General features: G+C 75.0%; 15 protein-coding genes and 2 pseudogenes. 9 read left to right on the top strand and 8 right to left on the bottom strand.

Annotated elements, in window-relative coordinates; genetic code table 11:
• Positions 1–285, bottom strand: a pseudogene (locus AB0K00_RS48120) (hypothetical protein); the annotation flags it as partial.
• Between the two features lie 97 nt (positions 286–382).
• Between AB0K00_RS48120 and AB0K00_RS48125 the strand changes: the two are divergent.
• From AB0K00_RS48125 to AB0K00_RS48145, 5 genes are all read left to right on the top strand, one after another.
• Entirely contained in the window at positions 383–1,582 is a 1,200-nt protein-coding gene (locus tag AB0K00_RS48125; protein WP_363536687.1) for a M20/M25/M40 family metallo-hydrolase, read from the top strand.
• Between the two features lie 52 nt (positions 1,583–1,634).
• The gene (locus AB0K00_RS48130) at positions 1,635–4,055 is read left to right on the top strand and encodes an Hsp70 family protein (protein ID WP_363536690.1); all 2,421 of its coding nucleotides are present in this window, start codon (positions 1,635–1,637) and stop codon (positions 4,053–4,055) included.
• A 19-nt stretch (positions 4,056–4,074) separates the two neighbouring features.
• Positions 4,075–4,563, top strand: coding sequence for a DUF2716 domain-containing protein (locus AB0K00_RS48135; RefSeq protein ID WP_363536693.1), 489 nt, complete (start codon positions 4,075–4,077; stop codon positions 4,561–4,563).
• A 55-nt stretch (positions 4,564–4,618) separates the two neighbouring features.
• Complete coding sequence (locus tag AB0K00_RS48140; protein WP_363536696.1) at positions 4,619–5,122, top strand: HAD domain-containing protein; 504 nt, start codon at positions 4,619–4,621, stop codon at positions 5,120–5,122.
• 200 nt (positions 5,123–5,322) lie between these two features.
• Positions 5,323–5,685: a hypothetical protein gene (locus AB0K00_RS48145; RefSeq protein ID WP_363536699.1), complete on the top strand. Its 363-nt coding sequence runs from the start codon at positions 5,323–5,325 to the stop codon at positions 5,683–5,685.
• Between the two features lie 10 nt (positions 5,686–5,695).
• On the opposite strand, the gene AB0K00_RS48150 is transcribed toward AB0K00_RS48145, so the two are convergent.
• A complete protein-coding gene (locus AB0K00_RS48150; RefSeq protein WP_363536702.1) occupies positions 5,696–6,310 on the bottom strand; it encodes an NlpC/P60 family protein in 615 nt (204 codons plus the stop codon).
• A 69-nt stretch (positions 6,311–6,379) separates the two neighbouring features.
• Positions 6,380–7,489: an acyltransferase gene (locus AB0K00_RS48155; protein ID WP_363536705.1), complete on the bottom strand. Its 1,110-nt coding sequence runs from the start codon at positions 7,487–7,489 to the stop codon at positions 6,380–6,382.
• Between the two features lie 108 nt (positions 7,490–7,597).
• Here AB0K00_RS48155 and AB0K00_RS48160 point away from each other — a divergent pair, with 108 nt between their 5' ends.
• The 4 genes and pseudogenes from AB0K00_RS48160 to AB0K00_RS48175 all read left to right on the top strand — a co-directional run.
• The gene (locus tag AB0K00_RS48160) at positions 7,598–8,053 is read left to right on the top strand and encodes a hypothetical protein (protein WP_363536708.1); all 456 of its coding nucleotides are present in this window, start codon (positions 7,598–7,600) and stop codon (positions 8,051–8,053) included.
• Positions 8,054–8,082: 29 nt separating this feature from the next.
• Positions 8,083–9,249, top strand: coding sequence for a PLP-dependent aspartate aminotransferase family protein (locus AB0K00_RS48165; protein WP_363536711.1), 1,167 nt, complete (start codon positions 8,083–8,085; stop codon positions 9,247–9,249).
• A 105-nt stretch (positions 9,250–9,354) separates the two neighbouring features.
• On the top strand, positions 9,355–10,227 hold the full coding sequence (locus AB0K00_RS48170; protein ID WP_363536714.1) for a DUF1996 domain-containing protein: 873 nt from the start codon (positions 9,355–9,357) through the stop codon (positions 10,225–10,227).
• 194 nt (positions 10,228–10,421) lie between these two features.
• Positions 10,422–10,769, top strand: a pseudogene (locus tag AB0K00_RS48175) (DUF6010 family protein); the annotation flags it as partial.
• A gap of 33 nt (positions 10,770–10,802) precedes the next feature.
• On the opposite strand, the gene AB0K00_RS48180 reads toward AB0K00_RS48175, so the two are convergent.
• The 5 genes from AB0K00_RS48180 to AB0K00_RS48200 all read right to left on the bottom strand — a co-directional run bounded on the left by AB0K00_RS48180 (position 10,803) and on the right by AB0K00_RS48200 (position 17,572).
• Positions 10,803–11,660 (bottom strand): FHA domain-containing protein, encoded by an 858-nt coding sequence (locus AB0K00_RS48180; RefSeq protein WP_363536717.1) that lies wholly within the window; start codon positions 11,658–11,660, stop codon positions 10,803–10,805.
• A gap of 11 nt (positions 11,661–11,671) precedes the next feature.
• Positions 11,672–12,973, bottom strand: coding sequence for a VWA domain-containing protein (locus AB0K00_RS48185; protein ID WP_363536720.1), 1,302 nt, complete (start codon positions 12,971–12,973; stop codon positions 11,672–11,674).
• On the bottom strand, positions 12,970–13,818 hold the full coding sequence (locus AB0K00_RS48190) for a protein phosphatase 2C domain-containing protein (RefSeq protein WP_363536723.1): 849 nt from the start codon (positions 13,816–13,818) through the stop codon (positions 12,970–12,972). The genes AB0K00_RS48185 and AB0K00_RS48190 overlap by 4 nt, the downstream gene beginning before the upstream one ends.
• Before the next feature lie 266 nt (positions 13,819–14,084).
• Positions 14,085–16,442 (bottom strand): tetratricopeptide repeat protein, encoded by a 2,358-nt coding sequence (locus tag AB0K00_RS48195; protein WP_363536726.1) that lies wholly within the window; start codon positions 16,440–16,442, stop codon positions 14,085–14,087.
• Positions 16,439–17,572, bottom strand: a complete 1,134-nt coding sequence (locus AB0K00_RS48200; protein WP_363536729.1) for a hypothetical protein — start codon at positions 17,570–17,572, stop codon at positions 16,439–16,441. The genes AB0K00_RS48195 and AB0K00_RS48200 overlap by 4 nt, the downstream gene beginning before the upstream one ends.
• Positions 17,573–17,578: the final 6 nt, after the last annotated feature.

The raw sequence follows: 17,578 nt of genomic DNA on the forward strand, positions 1-17,578 counted from the left end.
GGCCGCCTGCGCCGCGGCCTGCGCGGCCTGGGCCGCCTGCGCGGCGACCTGCGCCGCCTGCCCGGCCTGCGCCGCGGCCCGGGCAAGGTGGTCGGCCCGCGTGCCGTCCCACTCCGGGTGCACCGGGCGCGCCGGGCGCACCGGGCTGAGCGCCTCCGTGCCGGGCCCGAACGGCTGGACCGTGTCCCCGGGCCGTGCCGCCCGCGCGGGCGGCACGTAGGGCGCGGCCGAGGGTGCGGAGGGTGCGGCCGGCGGCGCCGACGGTTCGCGGAGCTGCTCGTCCAAACTGACCTGCCTCTACGCCGTCGGCGGGGACGCGACAAGACGCAGAGCGTAACGACTCCCCACCCGTACGTCGAGCGCGATCGCTATCATGTGCCGCATGACGGGGGTCGAGGTACACAAGGCTGTCGATGCGGCGGCGGCACTGTCCGACGAGGGGCTCATCGCGCTGCGGCGCGACATTCACCGGCACCCGGAGCTGGCCGGCGGGGAGGCCCGCACCGCCGCCCTGGTCGCCGACCGGCTGCGCGCCGCCGGGCTGGCCGTGGACACCGGCGTCGGCGGGCACGGCGTCGTCACGGTCGTCGACGGCCTTCTCGACGGCGCTGGGTCCGGCCCGACCCTGCTGTACCGCGCGGACATGGACGCCGTCGCCGACGACGAGCGGTACGTTTCCGACTTCGCCTCGCAGGTGCCGGGCGCGGCGCACCTGTGCGGCCACGACCTGCACACCGCGATCGGCGTCGGCGTTGCGGAGACCCTGGCGCGGCTGCGGGACCGGCTCGCGGGCCGGGTCGTGGTCGTGTTCCAGCCGGCCGAGGAGACCCTCGAAGGCGCCCAGGCGATGATCGACGACGGCGTCCTGGACCGCTACCCGGCGCGGGAGGCGTACGCGCTGCACTGCGCCCCGCTCCCGGTCGGCGTCATCACCGCGATGCCCGGCGCGGGCCACCCCGGCCAGGACACCTGCCACTTCGAGCTGGCGGGGCCCGGCGCCGCCGACGCCGGCCGGCGGCTGCTCCAGCAGGTCGCCGAGCTGACCACCGTCACCCGCCCGGGCTCGGCCGAGGACTTCGCCGCGCTGTTGTCCGCGCTGCAGACCCCGGACGGCCCGCTCGCCAGGTTCGTCTTCGCCGACTCGCGGCTGAACGCCGACGCCGACCCGGTCACCGCCGACGTGTGGCTGCGCGCGTGGCCCGAGTCCCGCCACCCCGAGCTGCGCGAGCAGCTGCGGCAGCTGGCCGCCGGCGCCGGCGCCACCGTGACGTTCCCCGGCCCGCCGTTCCCCGCCATGGTGTGCTCGCCGGCGCACACCGAGGCGGCCGCCGCCTACCTGCGCGACGACCCCAGCGTCGACACCGTCATGACGATGCACGCCGCGTGGCCGTTCAGCGGCGAGGACTTCGGGCTGTTCCTGCACCGGGCCCCCGGCGCCATGTTCTGGCTCGGCGTCGCCGACCCCGGCGCGGGCGTCAACGGCATCCCGCACGCCCCCGACTTCGCCGCCGACGAACGCGCCATCGGCATCGGCGTGCGGGCCATGGCCGGCCTGCTGCTGCACCGCCTGCACGCCGCCTGAGTACCTCGTCCGTGTGTACCGCTGACCGGCCGGAACTCCGTAGGGTCAGCGGGTGGTGACGAACGGCGCGGCGGGGCTCGGCATCGACTTCGGCACCTCCACCACCGTCGCGATGCTCGCCGGCGCCGACGGGGTCGCCCGGCCGCTGCTGTTCGACGCCAGCCCGCTGCTGTCCTCGGCCGTGTTCGCCGCGCCCGGCGGGGACCTGCTCACCGGCGCCGACGCGGAGCGGGCCGCGGTCGCGTACCCGGCCGCGTACGAGCCGAACCCGAAGCGGCGCATCGACGACCGCACCGTCCTGCTCGGCGAGCGCGAGATCACCGTCGTCGACCTCGTCGCGGCCGTCCTGCGCCGCGTCGGCACCGAGGCGGAGCGGTCCACCGGCGCCCCGCCGCGGACCGTCGTGCTGACGCACCCGGCGACGTGGGGTCCGACCCGCCTCGCCGTCCTCGCCGAGGGCGCCGACCGGGCCGGGCTCGGCACCGTGCGGTTCGTGTCGGAGCCGGTCGCGGCGGCCGCGTACCTCACCGGCGACCTCGGCCGGGACGTGCCGCCCGGGCAGTGCCTGGTCGTCTACGACCTGGGCGCCGGCACGTTCGACGTCAGCGCCGTGCGAGCCACCGGGGCCGGCTTCGAGGTCGTCGCCTCGGCCGGGATCGCCGACGTCGGCGGGCTCGACCTCGACGCCGCCGTCGTCGGGCTGGCCCGCGACACCGTCGACGCCGGCCCCGCCGTGTGGCAGCGGCTCGACCGGCCGCAGACCCAGCCCGACCAGGAGGCCCGCCACCAGCTGTGGCACGGCGCCCGCGCGGTCAAGGAGCAGCTGTCCCGGCACGCCACCGGCGACCTGCGGATCCCGGTCGCCGCCGCGACGATCCACGTGACGCGGGAGGAGTTCGAGGCGCTCGCGCTGCCGTACCTGCGCCGCACCGTCGACGTGACGCTGCGGACCCTCGCGGCCGCCCGGATCATCCCCGACCAGATCGCCGGGCTGTTCCTCGTCGGCGGCGGCTCCCGGGTGCCGCTCGCGGCGACCCTGCTGCACCGGGCGACGCAGATCGCGCCGAGCGTCCTGGACCATCCGGAGCTGGTGGTCGCCGCCGGCAGCCTGCGCGTCGACCTGGCGCCGCTGATCCCCGGCCAGCGCCCGCCGGGCATGCCGCTGCCGCCGTCGCCGGACGATCCGCTGACCTCGGTGCTGGCGATGCTCGAACCGCTGCCGCCGGGCCTGGCGCTGCCGGGGCCGCGGTCGCCGGAGGACGCGGCCGGGTCGACCGTCCGGCTGCCGTTCGATCCGTTGCCGCCGGCGTCCGGACCCGCCTGGGCGGACGAGCCCGTGCTCGACCCCGCGGCGGTCGCGCCGCCCTCGCTCGCGGACCGGGTCCGCGACGCCGGCGTGTGGGCGGTGCTCGCCGCGCTCGTCGCGGGGATCGCCGCCGTCGCCGTGTGGTGGCCCTCGCCGGAGCGGTCGGGGCCGTCGGGGCAGTCGGGGCAGCAGGCCCGGCCGCCGGGGCAGCAGCCGTCACTCGGGCCCGCCCTCGGCCTGTCCGCCGCCACCGAACTGCCCGGCCACAGCGGCGCGATCCTCGCCCTCGCTTTCGCCCCCGACAGCGCGACGCTGCTGTCCGGCGGCGGCGACTCCTCGGTCCGGCTGTGGGACGTCGCCGCCCACGCCGAGCGGGGCGCGCCGCTGGCCGGGCACGCCAATCCGGTGCGCGCGGTGCGGTTCAGCCCCGACGGTGCGACGTTCGCGACCGGCGGCTACGAGTGCGGCCGCAGATGGCGTACCGACACCGCGGCGCAGACCGGAGTGCCGACGGCCGTGCCGGTCACCACCGGTGCGGTGCGGGCGACCGCGGGAATCGCGGACATCGCGTTCGGCAGCGACGGCACTCCGATCGCGGTCGGCTTCGCCGGTGGGACGTTCCGGCTGTGGGACCTCGCCGCTGGCAGCGAGCTCGGCGCCCTGCCCCCGCCCGCCGCTTCCCCCACTGTGTCCTCCGCCGACGCCGTGCTCGACCCGGGTGGCCGGTGGGCCGCGTTCGGCCGTGACGGCACCGTCGAGGTGTACGCCGTGGCCGGCCGCGCCCCGGTCGCCGCGCTCATCACCAGTCCCGCCACCCGGCTCGCGTTCAGCCCGGACGGCCGCACGCTCGCCGTGGCCGCCCTCGCCGGCGGCGCCGTCGTGGTCGAGTTCTGGGACCCCGCCACGGCCACGGTCGCCGGCACCGCCCGCGACCTCGGGCACCCCGCGAAGATCACTTCCATGGTGTACGACCAGCGCGGCGCCCTCCTTGCCACCGGCGACGGCACGGGCCGCGTCGTGCTCCTCGACGTCCCCGGCCGCCGGCCGATCGCGGCCAGCGGCCCCACCGGCGCCCCGATCCAGTCGCTCGCGTTCAGCCCCGACGGGGCCTGGCTCGCCACCGGCGACAGCCGCGGCATGATCCGCCTCCACCCGATCCGCCGCTGAGCGCTGATAGGTTGCAGCCGTGGAAGGCTGGGAAGTGGCGCCGCCGGAGCGGTACGACGAGCTGTGGGCACCGTTCACCGCCCGCTACGGGTTCGTGCCGGGCGCGGTGCCGGCGATCGACGAGCCGTCGCCGTCGGTGACGTTCGACCTGTCCGGCTTCTTCACCGCGGCCGAGCAGTCGGCGTTCAACGCCACCGAACGCGCCGTGAACGCCCTGGCGCTGCTCGCCATGACCCGCGTCTTCGCCCCCGGCGAGCGCGTCGTCGCCCTGGACTGGGAGCACGACTGCCACTGGTTCCACCCCCACGTGCAGGCCGTGTCGCAGGAGCCGTTGTGGCGCCTGGTCGTGCCCAACGGCGACTACTACGCCTTCGTCAGCGAGGACGCCTCGACCGGCACCTTCGGCCACCCGTGGGAGCAGACGCTGTGCGTGTTCGGCCGGCCCATGCTCGACGCCCTCGCCCCACTGCTCACCCCGCTGCTGCCGGTCAAACGCGACCACCGCTGACGAGCCGGCGCGGCGCCGGCCGACGAGCCGGCGGACCGTGCGGCCTCGATACCCTGTGAGGGTGCGGCCGATCCTGTTCCTCGACGTCGACGGTCCGCTGATCCCGTTCGGCGCGCCGGGCCACGGCGCGCAGGGCTACGGCGCGCCGGCCACCGCACGGATCCGGCAGGCGGCGCGCGGCAACCCGCTGCTGGAGCGCCTCGACCCGCGCCACGGCCCCTGGCTGGCGGCTCTGCCGTGCGACCTGGTCTGGGCCACCACCTGGGGTGCCGACGCCAACGAGGTCATCGCCCCGCTGCTCGACCTGCCGGAGCTGCCGGTCGTCGACTGGCCCGACGAGGACGCCGCGGCCGGCCCGGTGCACTGGAAGACGCGCGGCCTCGTCGCCTGGGCCGCCGGCCGGCCGTTCGTCTGGGTCGACGACGAGATCACCGCCGCCGACCGCGAATGGGTCGCCGCGCACCACCCCGGCCCGGCGCTGCTGCACGCCGTCGACCGCCGGTGCGGCCTCACCCGCGAGGACGTCGCCGCCATCGCCGCCTGGCTCACCCCACCCTGAGCTGATCGCCGCCTACGCCCGCGAGCGGCTCGGCCACGAGCTCGCGGACTGCCTCTGGTCGGTGCTCGTCCTGGCGGACCGCTATGGCGTCGACCTACCGGCCGAGTTCGCCGCGATGACCGACGGGATCGAGCGCCACCTGGCCTGACCGCGGCGGCGCCCGGTTTTGAGCGGGCCGCGGCGAGGGTATCGCGGAGGGCATGGCCGAATACGAGGCGAACGAGGCGGCGGTGCTCTACGTGCGCAAGCTCATCGACGCGCGCCAGTACGTGCTGGACAGTGACTGGGGTGCGGCGCAGCCGAAGGCCGAGCAGCAGAACGCGTACCTGGAGCGGCACTCCTGGGAGGAGTACGCCAGGTGGCACCTCGGGCTCACCGTCGGTGCCACCGACGAGACGAAGGCGCGGTATGCGTTCGTCTGCGGCGACCTGCGCCGGGTGCACCGCAGCGGGCTGATCGCGTGCGTGTACCGGGCCTCGGAGTGGCGGCACAAGGCGGTCGAGCTGGCCGCGCACGACCTGCTCCAGCAGCTCGACGACGTCGCCGGGATCGCCGCGCGCTAGCGCCGGGCGGTCACCGGTCGGGCAGCCGGACGAACGCCACGACCGCCTCCGTGCGGGGCAGTGCCTGCTGGCGGATGGAGACGCCGGTGTGGCCGGCGTTCACGACCTGGCCGTCGCCGATGTAGAGCATGACGTGGCCGCCGTTGTTGGTGAACACCAGGTCGCCGGCCTCCAGCTGGTCGCGGGTGACGCGCTGTCCGACTTTGATCTGGTCGTAGGTGATCCGCGGCAGCTGCACGCCGGCCGCCTGCCAGGCTCGCATGACCAGCCCGGAGCAGTCGAACGTCGCCGGTCCCGCGGTGGCGAACTTGTACGGCTTGCCGATCTGCGCCTTCGCGTAGGCGACGGCGGTGGCGACCCGCGCGGCCCGGCTCGACTCGGTGAGGGTCAGCGTCTGACCGATTCTGATCAGCGTCGAGGTGCCGAGGTTGTTCAGGAGCTGCAGCTGCGCGACCGTGGTGCCGTTGCGCCGGGCCAGCCCCCACAGCGTGTCGCCGGCCTGCACGGTCACCGACTGCGGCGGGGCGGCCGGCGGGACGGGATTCGCCTGTGCGACTGCCCCCGGAGCGAGGGCGACGACGGCCGTGATGAGCACGGTTGATGTCCTGAGCCAAGCTGAAGCCATGAACGGAACATAGCGAGCGATGCTCTGATATGTCCGTCTTATCCGAATATTCGCATCACCGCGCGATGCTCAGGTGGCGCGGGAACGGGCGCCGGCCGGGCCGCGTTCGAAGCGGTGGAACGCCGCCCAGCAGCCCGCGAGGACCACCGCGAACGCCGGCAGCCACAGCACCCGCGCCGCCATCCATCCGGGCGTGTCGGGGACGGTGTGCAACCCGGGCCGGGTACCGTCCACCGCGAGCGTCACAGTGATCATCGCGGTCTGATGCCAGAGGAACACCGTCATCGCGGACAGGTTCAGCAGCGCGACCCCGGCCCACGCGACCGGGCGCGCCAGCAGCGCCCGCAGCGGGCCGAGCAGCAGCAGCGCCAGACCGCACTGCGCCAGGCCGAACGTGACCGCGGCAAGGGTCGGCGGGTTGAGGTTGGAGATGCCCTCGCCCGGCACGCCGACCATCGACGCCGGGTAGCCGAACCAGCGGATCAGCACCACGGTCGCGGCACCCCCGCCCACCAGCAGCTGCCAGCCGGTCCGGCGCAGCCGCAGGGTGCCGCGCGACCAGGCGATTCCCAGGCAGAACGGCACCAGCCAGCCCGCGGCCAGGTTGACCCAGCCGATCCACGCCGGGACGGCCGGGGCGAGCGGCCCGAAGCGCAGCACGTCGACCACGATCACCACGCTCAGCGGCCACTGCCAGTGCACCCGGGACACCAGCGGCGTCGCGGCGGTCAGCGCGGCGAAGACCAGCAGGAACCACAGCGGCGACAGGACCAGTTTCACCAGCGTGTGCACCGTGCGGTCGGTGGCGCCCGAGGCCAGCAGCCCGGCCACGACCAGCGCCCACACGCCCAGCAGCGGCGGCACCGGACGCAGCAGCCGGGTCAGCCGGGCCGCCAGCCACCGCCGGTACGGCTGCGTCCGCGGCCGGCCCGCGGTGTAGCCGCCGACCAGGAAGAACACGGCCAGGGTCTGGAACAGCCACGACACCGGCGCCAGCTCCGGCTGGAAGCGCAGCGGGCTGGCGCCACGCACGGTGTCACCGTCGGTGACCAGCGCAGTGACCAGCCAGTGGCCGAGGACGACGCCACCGATCGCGAGGGCACGCAGCCCGTCCACGGCGCGGTCACGGGTCGGCGGGGTCGCGTCCGCCACGCGAGCGGCTAGGGCATGCAGGGCCATGGATCGACGGTACGAGCGGCACCCCTGTACCGTCGTCACGCTGCGGGATCATCTCGCCGTAGCTCCCCGGTACTACATCTTCGGAAGGTTTCCGGTATCAAGGTGGGCATGAAACGTCTCTGGTGGTGGTGCGGCGGCGTGGCCGGCGTGCTCGTCGTGGTGGTCGGGTTCCTCGTCGCGACGGGCTTCCCGGGCCGGTCGGACACGCTCGCCGCCCGGCAGCGCGGCACGTGCGCGCTGCTCGCCGGGGGTCCGGAGGGCACGACCGCGCAGAGCACGCCGTATGGCGCGATCACCTCCTGCATGATGCTGGGCCGGCGCACCACGATGACCGGCGACCCGGACGGCACCGTGTTCGTGGTGCTGGAGACCGACCGCGGGCCGGTCGCGCTGCGCGTCGAGTACACCGGCGACGGCGACGGGTACATCGCCGACGCGATCGAGATCCCGCCCTACCTGGCGCCCGGCATCTCCGCCGACCTCGGCAACCGCATCAAGGACGGCATGAACCAGCGCGGCGGGCTGCACGGCGAGCCGTGGCGGGTGCACCCCACCACCGGTTGAGCCGGACGCACCCGTGCGAGGGTGGGTCCATGGACAACGCACTACCGAGCATGACCCGGCTGCTGCACCCGAACGTCGCGCCGCAGCCGGGCGGCACGCCGCTCGTCACACCGATCCACCAGACCAGCACCTACGAGCTGCCCCGCACCGCCGAGGCGGCGCAGATCGCGGCCGCGGTGGCTCCCGGCGGCTACTACACCCGCTACGGCTCGCCCAACGCCCGTGAGGCCGAGGCGATGCTCGCCGACCTCGACGGCGCCGAGGCCGCGCTGCTGGTGGGCAGCGGCATGGCGGCGGTCAGCGCGGCGCTGCTGTCCACCGTGGTCGCCGGTGACGAGGTGCTGGCGCAACGCAGCCACTACACCGGGACGCTGACGCTGCTGAGCACGATGCTGCCCGCGCTCGGCGTCGACGTGCGGCTGGTGCCGCAGGAGGACCTCGCCGCCGCGGTGCGCCCGTCGACCCGCGTCGTCTATGTGGAGACGCCCAGCAACCCGCAGCTGACCCTGACCGATCTGGCCGCGGTCCGGGCCGCCGCGCCGGACGCCGTCATCATCGCCGACAACACGTTCGCCACCCCGTACAACACCCGGCCCCTGGACTTCGGCGTCGACCTGGTCGTCCAGTCGGCCACGAAATACCTCAACGGGCACAGCGACGTCACCGCCGGCGTCGTCACCGGCTCCGCCGCGCTGGTCGCGAAGGCGTGGGAGACCGCGCGGGTGCTCGGGCCGGTCTGCCACCCGTTCGAGGCGTGGCTGCTCGCCCGCGGGCTCAAGACGTTCCCGCTGCGGATGGCCCGGCACAACGCGTCCGGCCTCGCCGTCGCCGAGTTCCTGGCCGCCCATCCCGCCGTGCGCGCGGTGCACCACCCGGGCCTGCCCGGCCACCCGCAGCGCGACCTGGCCGGCCGGCAGATGCGCGGGTCCGGCGGGATGCTCGCCTTCACCGTCGCCGATGCGGATGCCGCGACGCGGGTGCTGCGCGCGACCCGCCTGTGCCGCAACGCGGTGAGCCTCGGCGGTCCCGAGACGCTCATCACCCACCCGGCCTCCCTGGTGTTCGCCCACCAGAGCCCGGAAGAGCTCGCGGCGTCCGGGGTCGACCCGGCGATGCTGCGGCTGTCGGTGGGACTGGAGGAGCTCGAGGACATCCTCGCCGACCTCGCCCAGGCGCTGTCCACAGTGGACGCTTGATCCAACTGGCAACCGGTGGCAAACGGTTGTCGACGGAAAGAACGCGCTGCTAGCGTCGGGTTTCATCCCATTGGAGATGCTCGATTCCACCGCCAAGGAGTTGCTATGAGCATCAGGTCCATGCTGCCCCGTGCCCGGATTCGTCCGGGCCGGCGCATCCTCGTCGTCGCCGTCACGACGGCGGTGCTAGCCACCATCGGAGGGCTCGGCACCGCCGCCGCGGCGGACGACCCGCCCCGCACGCAGTACCACGAGATGCACGCCAACTGCACCGTCAACCACCGGCTCGGCGACGACCCCATCGTGTTCCCGGGGCTCGCCGGCGCCTCCCACAACCACTCGTTCATCGGCAACCCGGCCACCAACGCCAACTCCACCCCGGCGTCGCTGGTCGGCGGCGCCACCTCCTGCGAGGACCAGCTGGACGCGTCCGGGTACTGGTTCCCGACGCTGCTGCAGAACGGCAACCCGGTGCTGCCGGACAAGCCGACCGTCTACTACAAGTCCGACGTCAAGGACTACCGCACCGTCAAACCGTTCCCGGCGGGTTTCAAGCTGCTCGTCGGCGACGCCAAGACCCCGGACGCCGCGCACTTCACCGGCAACTGGCAGTGCCCCGGCTACAAGGGCAACGAGATCCCCGCGTCGTGCCCGTCGGGCTCGTCGCTGGTCGTCCGGATGACCGCTCCGAGCTGCTGGGACGGCGTACACCTGGACACCGCCGACCACAAGTCGCACATGGCGTGGCCGGTCAGCGGGGTCTGCCCGACCTCGCACCCGGTGCCGCTGCCGATGCTGGAGATCAAGCTGCCCTACAAGCTGCCCGGCGGGAACACGTCGAACCTGGCGTACTCCTCCGGAGCCAGCTACACGTTCCACTACGACTTCATGAACGGGTGGGACGCGGCTCGGCAGGCGTATCTGGTGACCTACTGCATCAACGGCGGGCGCCAGTGCAACGGATACGGACAGGGGTGATCTGAGACCGGCCCGGAAGCCGTCCGCCAACGGCTTCCGGGCCCTGGTCCGTCCGTAGCTGCGGCACGGTGCGAACCTGCTCGCCGCCCGGACGGACGCGACACGCCGCGGAGCCGGGCCGGGCGGCCGGAACCCGTTGGAACGTGGCAGGCGGGGCGCTGTCGCCGGGTCCGTGGCGGACTTAGCGTCGCGGCATGTTCATCTTGGGGCCCGTGCTCATCGGGCTGCTCTACGCGGCCGCCAACTCGTTCGTGCCCGAACGGCATCGCCGGCCGTTCAACGCGCTGATGATCGCCGGGGCCGGGGCGGCGTACATCAGCGGCGGCACCTTCGGACCCGGCGAGCTGGTGTTCACGACCGTGATGACGTTCGTCGCGTTCCGGGGGCTGGGGTCATGGCGCTGGATCGGCGTCGGCTGGCTGCTGCACACCGCGTGGGACGTGGCGCATCACGTGCGGGGCGAGCCGCTGCTGCCGTTCGCGCACGACTCGTCGTTCGGGTGCGCGATCTGCGACCCGGTCATCGCGCTGTGGTGCTTCGCCGGCGGCCCGTCCGTCGCGGACGTCGCCCGCCGGCTACAGCGGCGTCGCGCGCAGGGTGATGCGGGTGAACGACCCGACGTGGATGTGGTCGCCGTCGGCCAGCGGGACGGGCAGCTCGGGCTGGATGGGGTCGGTGGCGTCGTTGACGAACGTACAGTTGGCGGAGCGTAGGTCGACCACCGCCCAGCCGCCGTCGGGCTGGGCGACGAGCAGCGCGTGCAGGTGCGACACGGCGATGTCCTCGGGCGGGCCGGCCAGGTCGATCTCGGGGTAGCTGCCGCGGGAGCGGCTGCGCCGGCCGATGAGGACCTGCTCGCCGGTGAGCGGGAACCGGCGCTCCGGGCAGAACCGCGGGTAGACGATCGTGGGATCGGGTCCGTTCCAGCCCTCGACCCGGTCGAAGTGGGCCCGGTCGGCGGAGACCACCACGTGCCACCCCGCGGCCGTGGCGGTGCCGTTCGTGGCGGGACCGGCGGGCGCGGGACCGGCCGACGTCACCGTGGACACGGCGAGCGTGGCCTCCTGCACGTCGCCCGGCGTCGCGGCCACGGCCGGGCCGGCAGTGGCCGCCGGGAAGGGCGTCGTGGCGGTGGCCGCCGCCGTGGGCACCGGGGCGGCGAGCGCGTCGAAGCCGTCGACCTCGCAGAACCGCCCGGTCATCGGTGTCCCGCACTCGGGGCACGCGCCCGGCTGGGCCGCCGGGCCCGCCGCCGCCCGGGGCGACGCCCAGGCGGCGGTCCCCGGCGACGACGCCGACGACGGCCCGGCCGGCTCCTGCCCAGAAGGCCCAGAAGGCCCGGCAGGCCCGGCGGGTCCGGCCGTCATGGCGGCGCCGCAGACGTCGCAGTAGTCGGTGGTCTCCGACTCGTGGCCCTTCGGGCAGGCGGCCATGATGGTCTCCTTCAGCTGGGGCGGACGCGCGTCGTCTTGCGGGACCCGATCGCCGCGATCTCCGCGTCGATGTCCACGTCCTTGTTCTCGGAGCGGCGTTTGAGCTGCACCGTCCCGGTCCGGGCGTCCTGGACCTCGACGACCCGGGCGAGCAGCTGCACGGTGTCGGACCGGCCGGACTCGGTGGCGAGCTGGACGGCCCGGCCGAGCCGGGCGGTCGCGGTGACGGTGTCGCCGGCCTCCCGGGCGGCGAGGCCCTCCTGGATCGCGGAGGCGAGCTCGGCGGCGCCGGTGTAGTGCGCGACCCGCTTGTTGAGCCGGGTCGACTTCGCCTCTTCGTCGGTCCACACGGCGCGCACGAGGCCCTTGGCGAGGACCTCCTCGCCGCGCACCACGCTGACGCGGGCGACGAGCTTCTCCTCGCCGACGACCCCGACGGTGCCCGGGTCGAGCTCGACGGACAGGTGATAGTCGCGGCTCTCCGCCCCCCACGCGCCGGTCGGGTAGTCGCCGACGCGCGCGCTGACGTTGGTGCGCCGGTCGGTGAGGTCGAGGATTTCGGGGTGTACCTGTTTGACGAAGCGGATCCGGGCGCCGACCGGGGTCCACAGGCGCAGGGCCACACCGGCGACGGTCTTGCCCATGGCGGCCTCGATCATCGAGCGGAAGTCGGCCTCGAGACCGGCCGGGTCCTTCATGCCGTCGGCGGTGCCGAGCAGCGCGTCGGCGACCTTGATGAGCTCCGCGGCGCTCCAGCCCTGGCCGACGCCGCGGCTGTCGCAGACGAACAGGCCGGCGCACTGGTCCAGGGCCGCCTGGAAGGTGCGGGTGGACTCGCCGTTGCGGCCGTCGGTGAGCAGGATCGCGTGCCGGATCTCGGCCCGGTCGGCCAGGAACAGCTCGCGGGCGAGCGTGAGCCAGGTGCCGATCTGGGTGCCGCCGCCGGCCCGCAGGTGCCGGATCGCCTGTTTCGCGGCGGCGCGGGTGGTGGCGTCGGCGACGGCGAGGACCTGCTGCTCCGGGTACACCATCTGGGCCCAGTCGGTGCCGGCGACGACCGCGAACGCGACGCCGTCGCGCAGGGTGTCGACCGCGACCGCGGCGGCCTTGCGCGCCTCGACGATCCGTTCGCCGCTCATCGACCCGGAACAGTCGATCATGATGACCTCGGCGGCGGGTGCGCCGGCCGCCGCGCCGGTGCCCGAGCCCGTGCGGGCCGTGACGGTGACGACGGCGTCGGCCACGGTGGCGCCCTCGGGCAGGAACTCGTTCTGGAAGACTTCCGCTACGACACCGCTGGACTCGTCGGTCATGGCCGCGGCGCTCCTCTCGATGGTTCGGGGTCGAACGGGACGGCGGCGACGGTGATGTTGTCCGCCCCGCCGGCGTCGCGGGCGAAGGCCGTCAGCCGCCGGACGAGCGCGGGTGCGCCGCCATTGCCCTCGACGGCGTCGGTCCACGCGGGGTACCGGGTGAGCCCGTCGCTGCTGAGCAGCAGCACGCCGGCGGTGGCGGGGCGCAGGGTGGTGAGGTGCGGGTCGCCGGCGGGCGCGTCGGCGCCGAGCCACCGGGTCAGCGCGGCGGCCTGCGCGGACAGTCGCAGCGCGCCGGCGTCGACCCCGGCCGCGGCGAGCTGCCCGGCCAGGGAGTCGTCGACGGTGAGGCAGCGGGCGCCGTCACTGTCCAGCCAGTAGGCCCGGCTGTCACCGACCCACCCGACGGTGAGCTGCCCGTCCTCGACGACGGCGGCAAGGAACGTGCAGGCGGGCGCGTCGATCGGGGCGCTGGAACCGGCGAGCTTCGCGACCGCGGCCGCCGCCGACCGGTACGCACCGGCGATGTCGCCACCGCCGACGAGCACCCCGATCGCCTCGACGACGGCGGTGGTCGCGGCGGCGTCGGAGTCCGGTGCGCTCGACACCCCGTCGCAGACGACGACGGCGCGGCGCCCGCCGGCCACGCCGATCGCGTACGCGTCCTCGTTGCGGCTCTTGCGCAGCCCCCGGTCGGTGACGGCGGCGACGCCGGGCAGGTCGTGCTCGGCGTGGTCGCTGCCGGCGTTGCGCCGGCGCCCGCAGCCGTCGCAGTATCCGTCGCCGCCGACCGCGGTCCCGCACGCGACGCACGGCCCGTCGACGGCCCGCGACGACAGCCACACACCGCCGGCAGCGCCGGGCTCAGCACCGCCGCGCGAAGCGGCGCCAGGGGACGGCGGGACCTGTGGTCGCTCCTCCCCCAGACGTTGGTCAATGTGACCTGCGTCCAATTGACCAACGTCTCCGCCGGCCGCCGAAAACCCGTCCGCCGCCGGGGAACCGTCCACCGCCAAGGAGCTGTCCGCTGCCGGGGACAGTGGGGTGCCGCACGACTCGCAGAAACGGTCACCGTCCACGGTGGACGCCGCGCACGCCGGGCAGGCGGCCGTCACAGCCAGGTCCTCGGGCGGATCCGGTTGGCCTGGTCGACGAGGTCGATGCGGGTCTCCCGGTCGGGGGCGACCTTCGCCAGCACCCGGAACGCGTGTTCCAGGCCGAGCCGCAGGTCCCGCTCCGCCAGCCGGTGGGTCAGCACGGTCGCGGTGCCCGCGTGGCCGGCCTGTACCCAGGCGAGGGCGGTGCGCAAGGTCTCCACGGTGAGCCGGGCGCGGCGCTCGACGTCCAGGCCGAGGCGTTCGACCCGGCCGGAGACGTCCAGCAGGTCGGGCTCCGCGAGGCTGGCGACGGGCGCGGCGAGCCGGGCCCGGACCGCGGCGACCTGCGCCGAGACGCTGTGGCTGGAGCTGTCGGGGACCGCGTCGAGGATCGCGACGGCGCCGGACAGGTCGTCGCGTTCGGCGAGGATCCGGGCGACGCCGAACGCGGCGCTGACGAACGTCCGGTCGGTGCGCCAGACCGCCGCGTAGTGGCGCAGCGCGGTGTCCGTGTCGCCGGCCGCCTCGGCCGCGGCGGCGAGGGCGAGCTGCGGGGCGAGCTCGCCGGGCAGCGCGCCGTAGACGGCGTCGAAGGCGGCCCTGGCCTCGTCGGGCCGGCCACCGGCGAGCGCGGCCATGCCGCGGTACCAGTCGACGCGCCAGTCAGGGTCGGTGACGGCGGCCAGGTCGGCGGCGGCGCCGTCGAGGTCACCGGCGGCGATGCGGGCCCGGATGACGGCGAGCGCGACCTCGACCCCGTCGGCGCCGACGGAGGACAGCGCCGACGACAGCATCGCCGGGTCGGCGGTCTGCATCGTCGCCAGGATTGCGGCGCCGGGGTCGGCGGGGTCGACGGTCGGCACCGGCAGCGCCGCGACGATCTCCGCCCCGTCCGGCCGCGCCGCCGCACCGCCGCTCCGGGCCGCACCGCCGTTCTGACCAACGCCACCGTTCTGAACGGCACCACCGTTCTGAACGGCACCACCGTTCTGAACGGCGCCGGCGGTCTGGGCGGCAGCGGTGATCTGGAGCGTGCCGGCGTTCTGGACGGTGCCGGCGGGCCGCACGGACTCGGCGGTGATGACGCCGGCCATGGTGCCGAACGCCCTGCGTTCGCCGGTGAACTGGCTCGACACGCTCGGCCGCGGCTGCCCGTCGCCGGCGCTGAGCACCTGCCGGAGCACGCCGGTGAGCTGCTCGGCCATCTCCGCGGCGGAGCCGAACCGGCGGGCCGGGTCGGGGTCGGTGGCCCGCAGCAGCAGCCGGTGGTAGGACTCCTCGCGGGCCAGCAGCGGCACGCTCGCCGCGTCCGGCAGGTGGTCGGCGAACGTGGTGGTGAACCCGCGGAAGTCGAAGCTGAGCACCGCCATCGACCGGGCCACGGTGTACAGGTCGGAGGCAACCGACGGCCCGACCGAGGCGACTTCCGGGGCCTGGTAACCGACGGTGCCCCACACGGCGCTGACGTCGTCGTCGGCGCGCCGCACCGCGCCGAGGTCGACGAGCTTGACCCGCTGGTCGGTGTGCAGCGCGTTGTCGGGCTTGAAGTCGCAGTACAGCAGCTCCCGCTCGTGCAGGTAGCCCAGCGCCGGCAGGATCTCCAGGGCGTAGGCGATGACCTGCGTCAGCGGCAGCGACTGGCGGACCCCGCCGGTGACCGGGCGGGCGAGGAAGATGTCCCGCAGCGACAGGCCGCCGACGTACTCCATGACGATGTAGCCGACCCGGTCGCCGCTGCGCGGGTCGGGGTGCGACACGAAGTCGTAGATCTTCACGATCGACGGGTGGTCGACCTCGACCAGGAACCGCCGTTCGGTGATGGCGGCGGCGGTGGCGTCGGCGTCGCCGGAGTCGATGAGTCCTTTGAGGACGACCCAGCGGTCGCTCACCTCGTCGCCGACGTTGCGGTCCCGGGCGAGGTAGATCCAGCCGAGGCCGCCGTAGGCGATGGCGCCGAGCACCTCGTACCTGCCGGCGACCACGGCGCCGGGCGGCAGCGAGGGGCGGAAGCTGTACTGGGTGCGGCAGTTCGTGCAGAACCCCTCGACGAGCCCGGGCCTGCCGTCGCGGGAGCGGCCGACGGGCTGGTCGCATTTGCCGCAGAACCGGCGGTGCTCCGGCACCTGCGGGTCGGGCAGGACCGCGCCGGCCGGGTCGCGGCGCGGCACGACCGGCAGCGCGGCCAGCACCGCAGCACCTCGACCCCGGCCGGTCGTGCGACCCGAGGTGCGCCCTGCGATGGACGGCGTCGAGCCCTCGGTCACCGGCGCCGGCGGCGCGGCGGCGGCCCCGGCCTCCTTGTGACCGCACTCGTCGCAGTACCCGTCCTCGTCGTACGAGCCCGGGCAGCCGGAACGCGAACAGCGACTCATGTCGCACTCCCTTCGGCGGCGCCGGACAGCGCCTGCTGGTACGCGAAGACGGCTCTGGTCGCCGCCCGCAGGTCGCACGGTGCCGCCCACAACAGGTCGCGGGCGGCACGGTACCGCTCGATCAGGTCGGGCTCCTCGACGCGGTCGAGCCGGACCGCCTTCGCCCGGTATGCCTCCAGCCGGCCGCGCAGCTCCTCGCGCCGGTCGAGCAGGCCGGTGGCCGCCGCGACCCGGTCCTCCGCGGCGGTGACGGCGGCGCCGAGGTCCCGGTCGACGGCGGCGATGCGCCGGTCGAGCGCGGGCCAGCCGGCCAGGTCGAGCGCGTCGGTGGCGCGGACGACGTCGGCGACCGCGGCCCGCCACCGGTCGTGGACGTCGGCGGCGTCGGGCAGCCCGGCGTCGGCGATCTTCGCCATGGCCGTGGCGCGGGCCTGGCGGGCCCGCTGCTCCGCGGCGGCGAGGGCGTCCAGGAGCATGTCGAGGCGGGTGAGGCGGCCGGGCAGCGCGACCCGCAGCGCGGCCAGCTCCGACAGCCGCCGGACCGTCGTGGCGAGCTCGTCGCGCAGCGCCGACCAGGCGGCCTCGTCGACGGTCAACGGGTCGTGCAGGGCTTCGCCGTACACCTGCTGCAGCCGCTGCCGCAGCGGTCCGGTGGTCGGGGTGTGGTCGGCGCCGAGCCGGTGGTGCGCGGCGACGGCCGCCTCGAGGGCCGTGTCCAGCTCGATGATCCGCTCGGTGAGCGCCGCCCTGGCCGCCCCGATCCGGTCGAGGGCGTCGACGGTCTCGGCGCACCGCCGCTCCAGGTCGGCGAGGAACGCGGCGGGCGGCAGGTCCGGCAGGCCGTCGAGCGGGTCGACCGGCACGAGGGCCGCCAGGATGCGGGCGGCGTCGGCGTCGCGGTGCCGGCCGCTCAGCGCCCGCAGCCGCTCCAGGACGTCCCGGGCCGCGACGAACCCGGCCCACAGCCGGCCGACGTCGACGCCGGAGCACAGCCTGGCCGTCGCACCGCGCGGCTCGACGCCGCGCAGCAGCGCGTGGGTCGGGTGGGTGTCCACGGTGTACAGCGCAGCGGCCAGCCGGTCGTGCGTGGCGGCCAGCTCGGCGATCACCCGGTCGGTGTCGGTCCGCATGCCCCG

It is taken from the genome of Dactylosporangium sp. NPDC049525, from assembly GCF_040676755.1.
GTDB lineage: Bacteria > Actinomycetota > Actinomycetes > Mycobacteriales > Micromonosporaceae > Dactylosporangium.

Excerpts from the sequence above, each read along its gene's own strand:
- AB0K00_RS48125 (WP_363536687.1), top strand. The coding sequence starts at position 383 with ATGACGGGGGTCGAGGTACACAAGGCTGTCGATGCGGCGGCGGCACTG.
- AB0K00_RS48145 (WP_363536699.1), top strand. The coding sequence starts at position 5,323 with ATGGCCGAATACGAGGCGAACGAGGCGGCGGTGCTCTACGTGCGCAAG.
- AB0K00_RS48150 (WP_363536702.1), bottom strand. The coding sequence starts at position 6,310 with ATGGCTTCAGCTTGGCTCAGGACATCAACCGTGCTCATCACGGCCGTC.
- AB0K00_RS48155 (WP_363536705.1), bottom strand. The coding sequence starts at position 7,489 with ATGGCCCTGCATGCCCTAGCCGCTCGCGTGGCGGACGCGACCCCGCCG.
- AB0K00_RS48160 (WP_363536708.1), top strand. The coding sequence starts at position 7,598 with ATGAAACGTCTCTGGTGGTGGTGCGGCGGCGTGGCCGGCGTGCTCGTC.
- AB0K00_RS48165 (WP_363536711.1), top strand. The coding sequence starts at position 8,083 with ATGGACAACGCACTACCGAGCATGACCCGGCTGCTGCACCCGAACGTC.
- AB0K00_RS48170 (WP_363536714.1), top strand. The coding sequence starts at position 9,355 with ATGAGCATCAGGTCCATGCTGCCCCGTGCCCGGATTCGTCCGGGCCGG.
- AB0K00_RS48180 (WP_363536717.1), bottom strand. The coding sequence starts at position 11,660 with ATGGCCGCCTGCCCGAAGGGCCACGAGTCGGAGACCACCGACTACTGC.
- AB0K00_RS48185 (WP_363536720.1), bottom strand. The coding sequence starts at position 12,973 with ATGACCGACGAGTCCAGCGGTGTCGTAGCGGAAGTCTTCCAGAACGAG.
- AB0K00_RS48195 (WP_363536726.1), bottom strand. The coding sequence starts at position 16,442 with ATGAGTCGCTGTTCGCGTTCCGGCTGCCCGGGCTCGTACGACGAGGAC.
- AB0K00_RS48200 (WP_363536729.1), bottom strand. The coding sequence starts at position 17,572 with ATGCGGACCGACACCGACCGGGTGATCGCCGAGCTGGCCGCCACGCAC.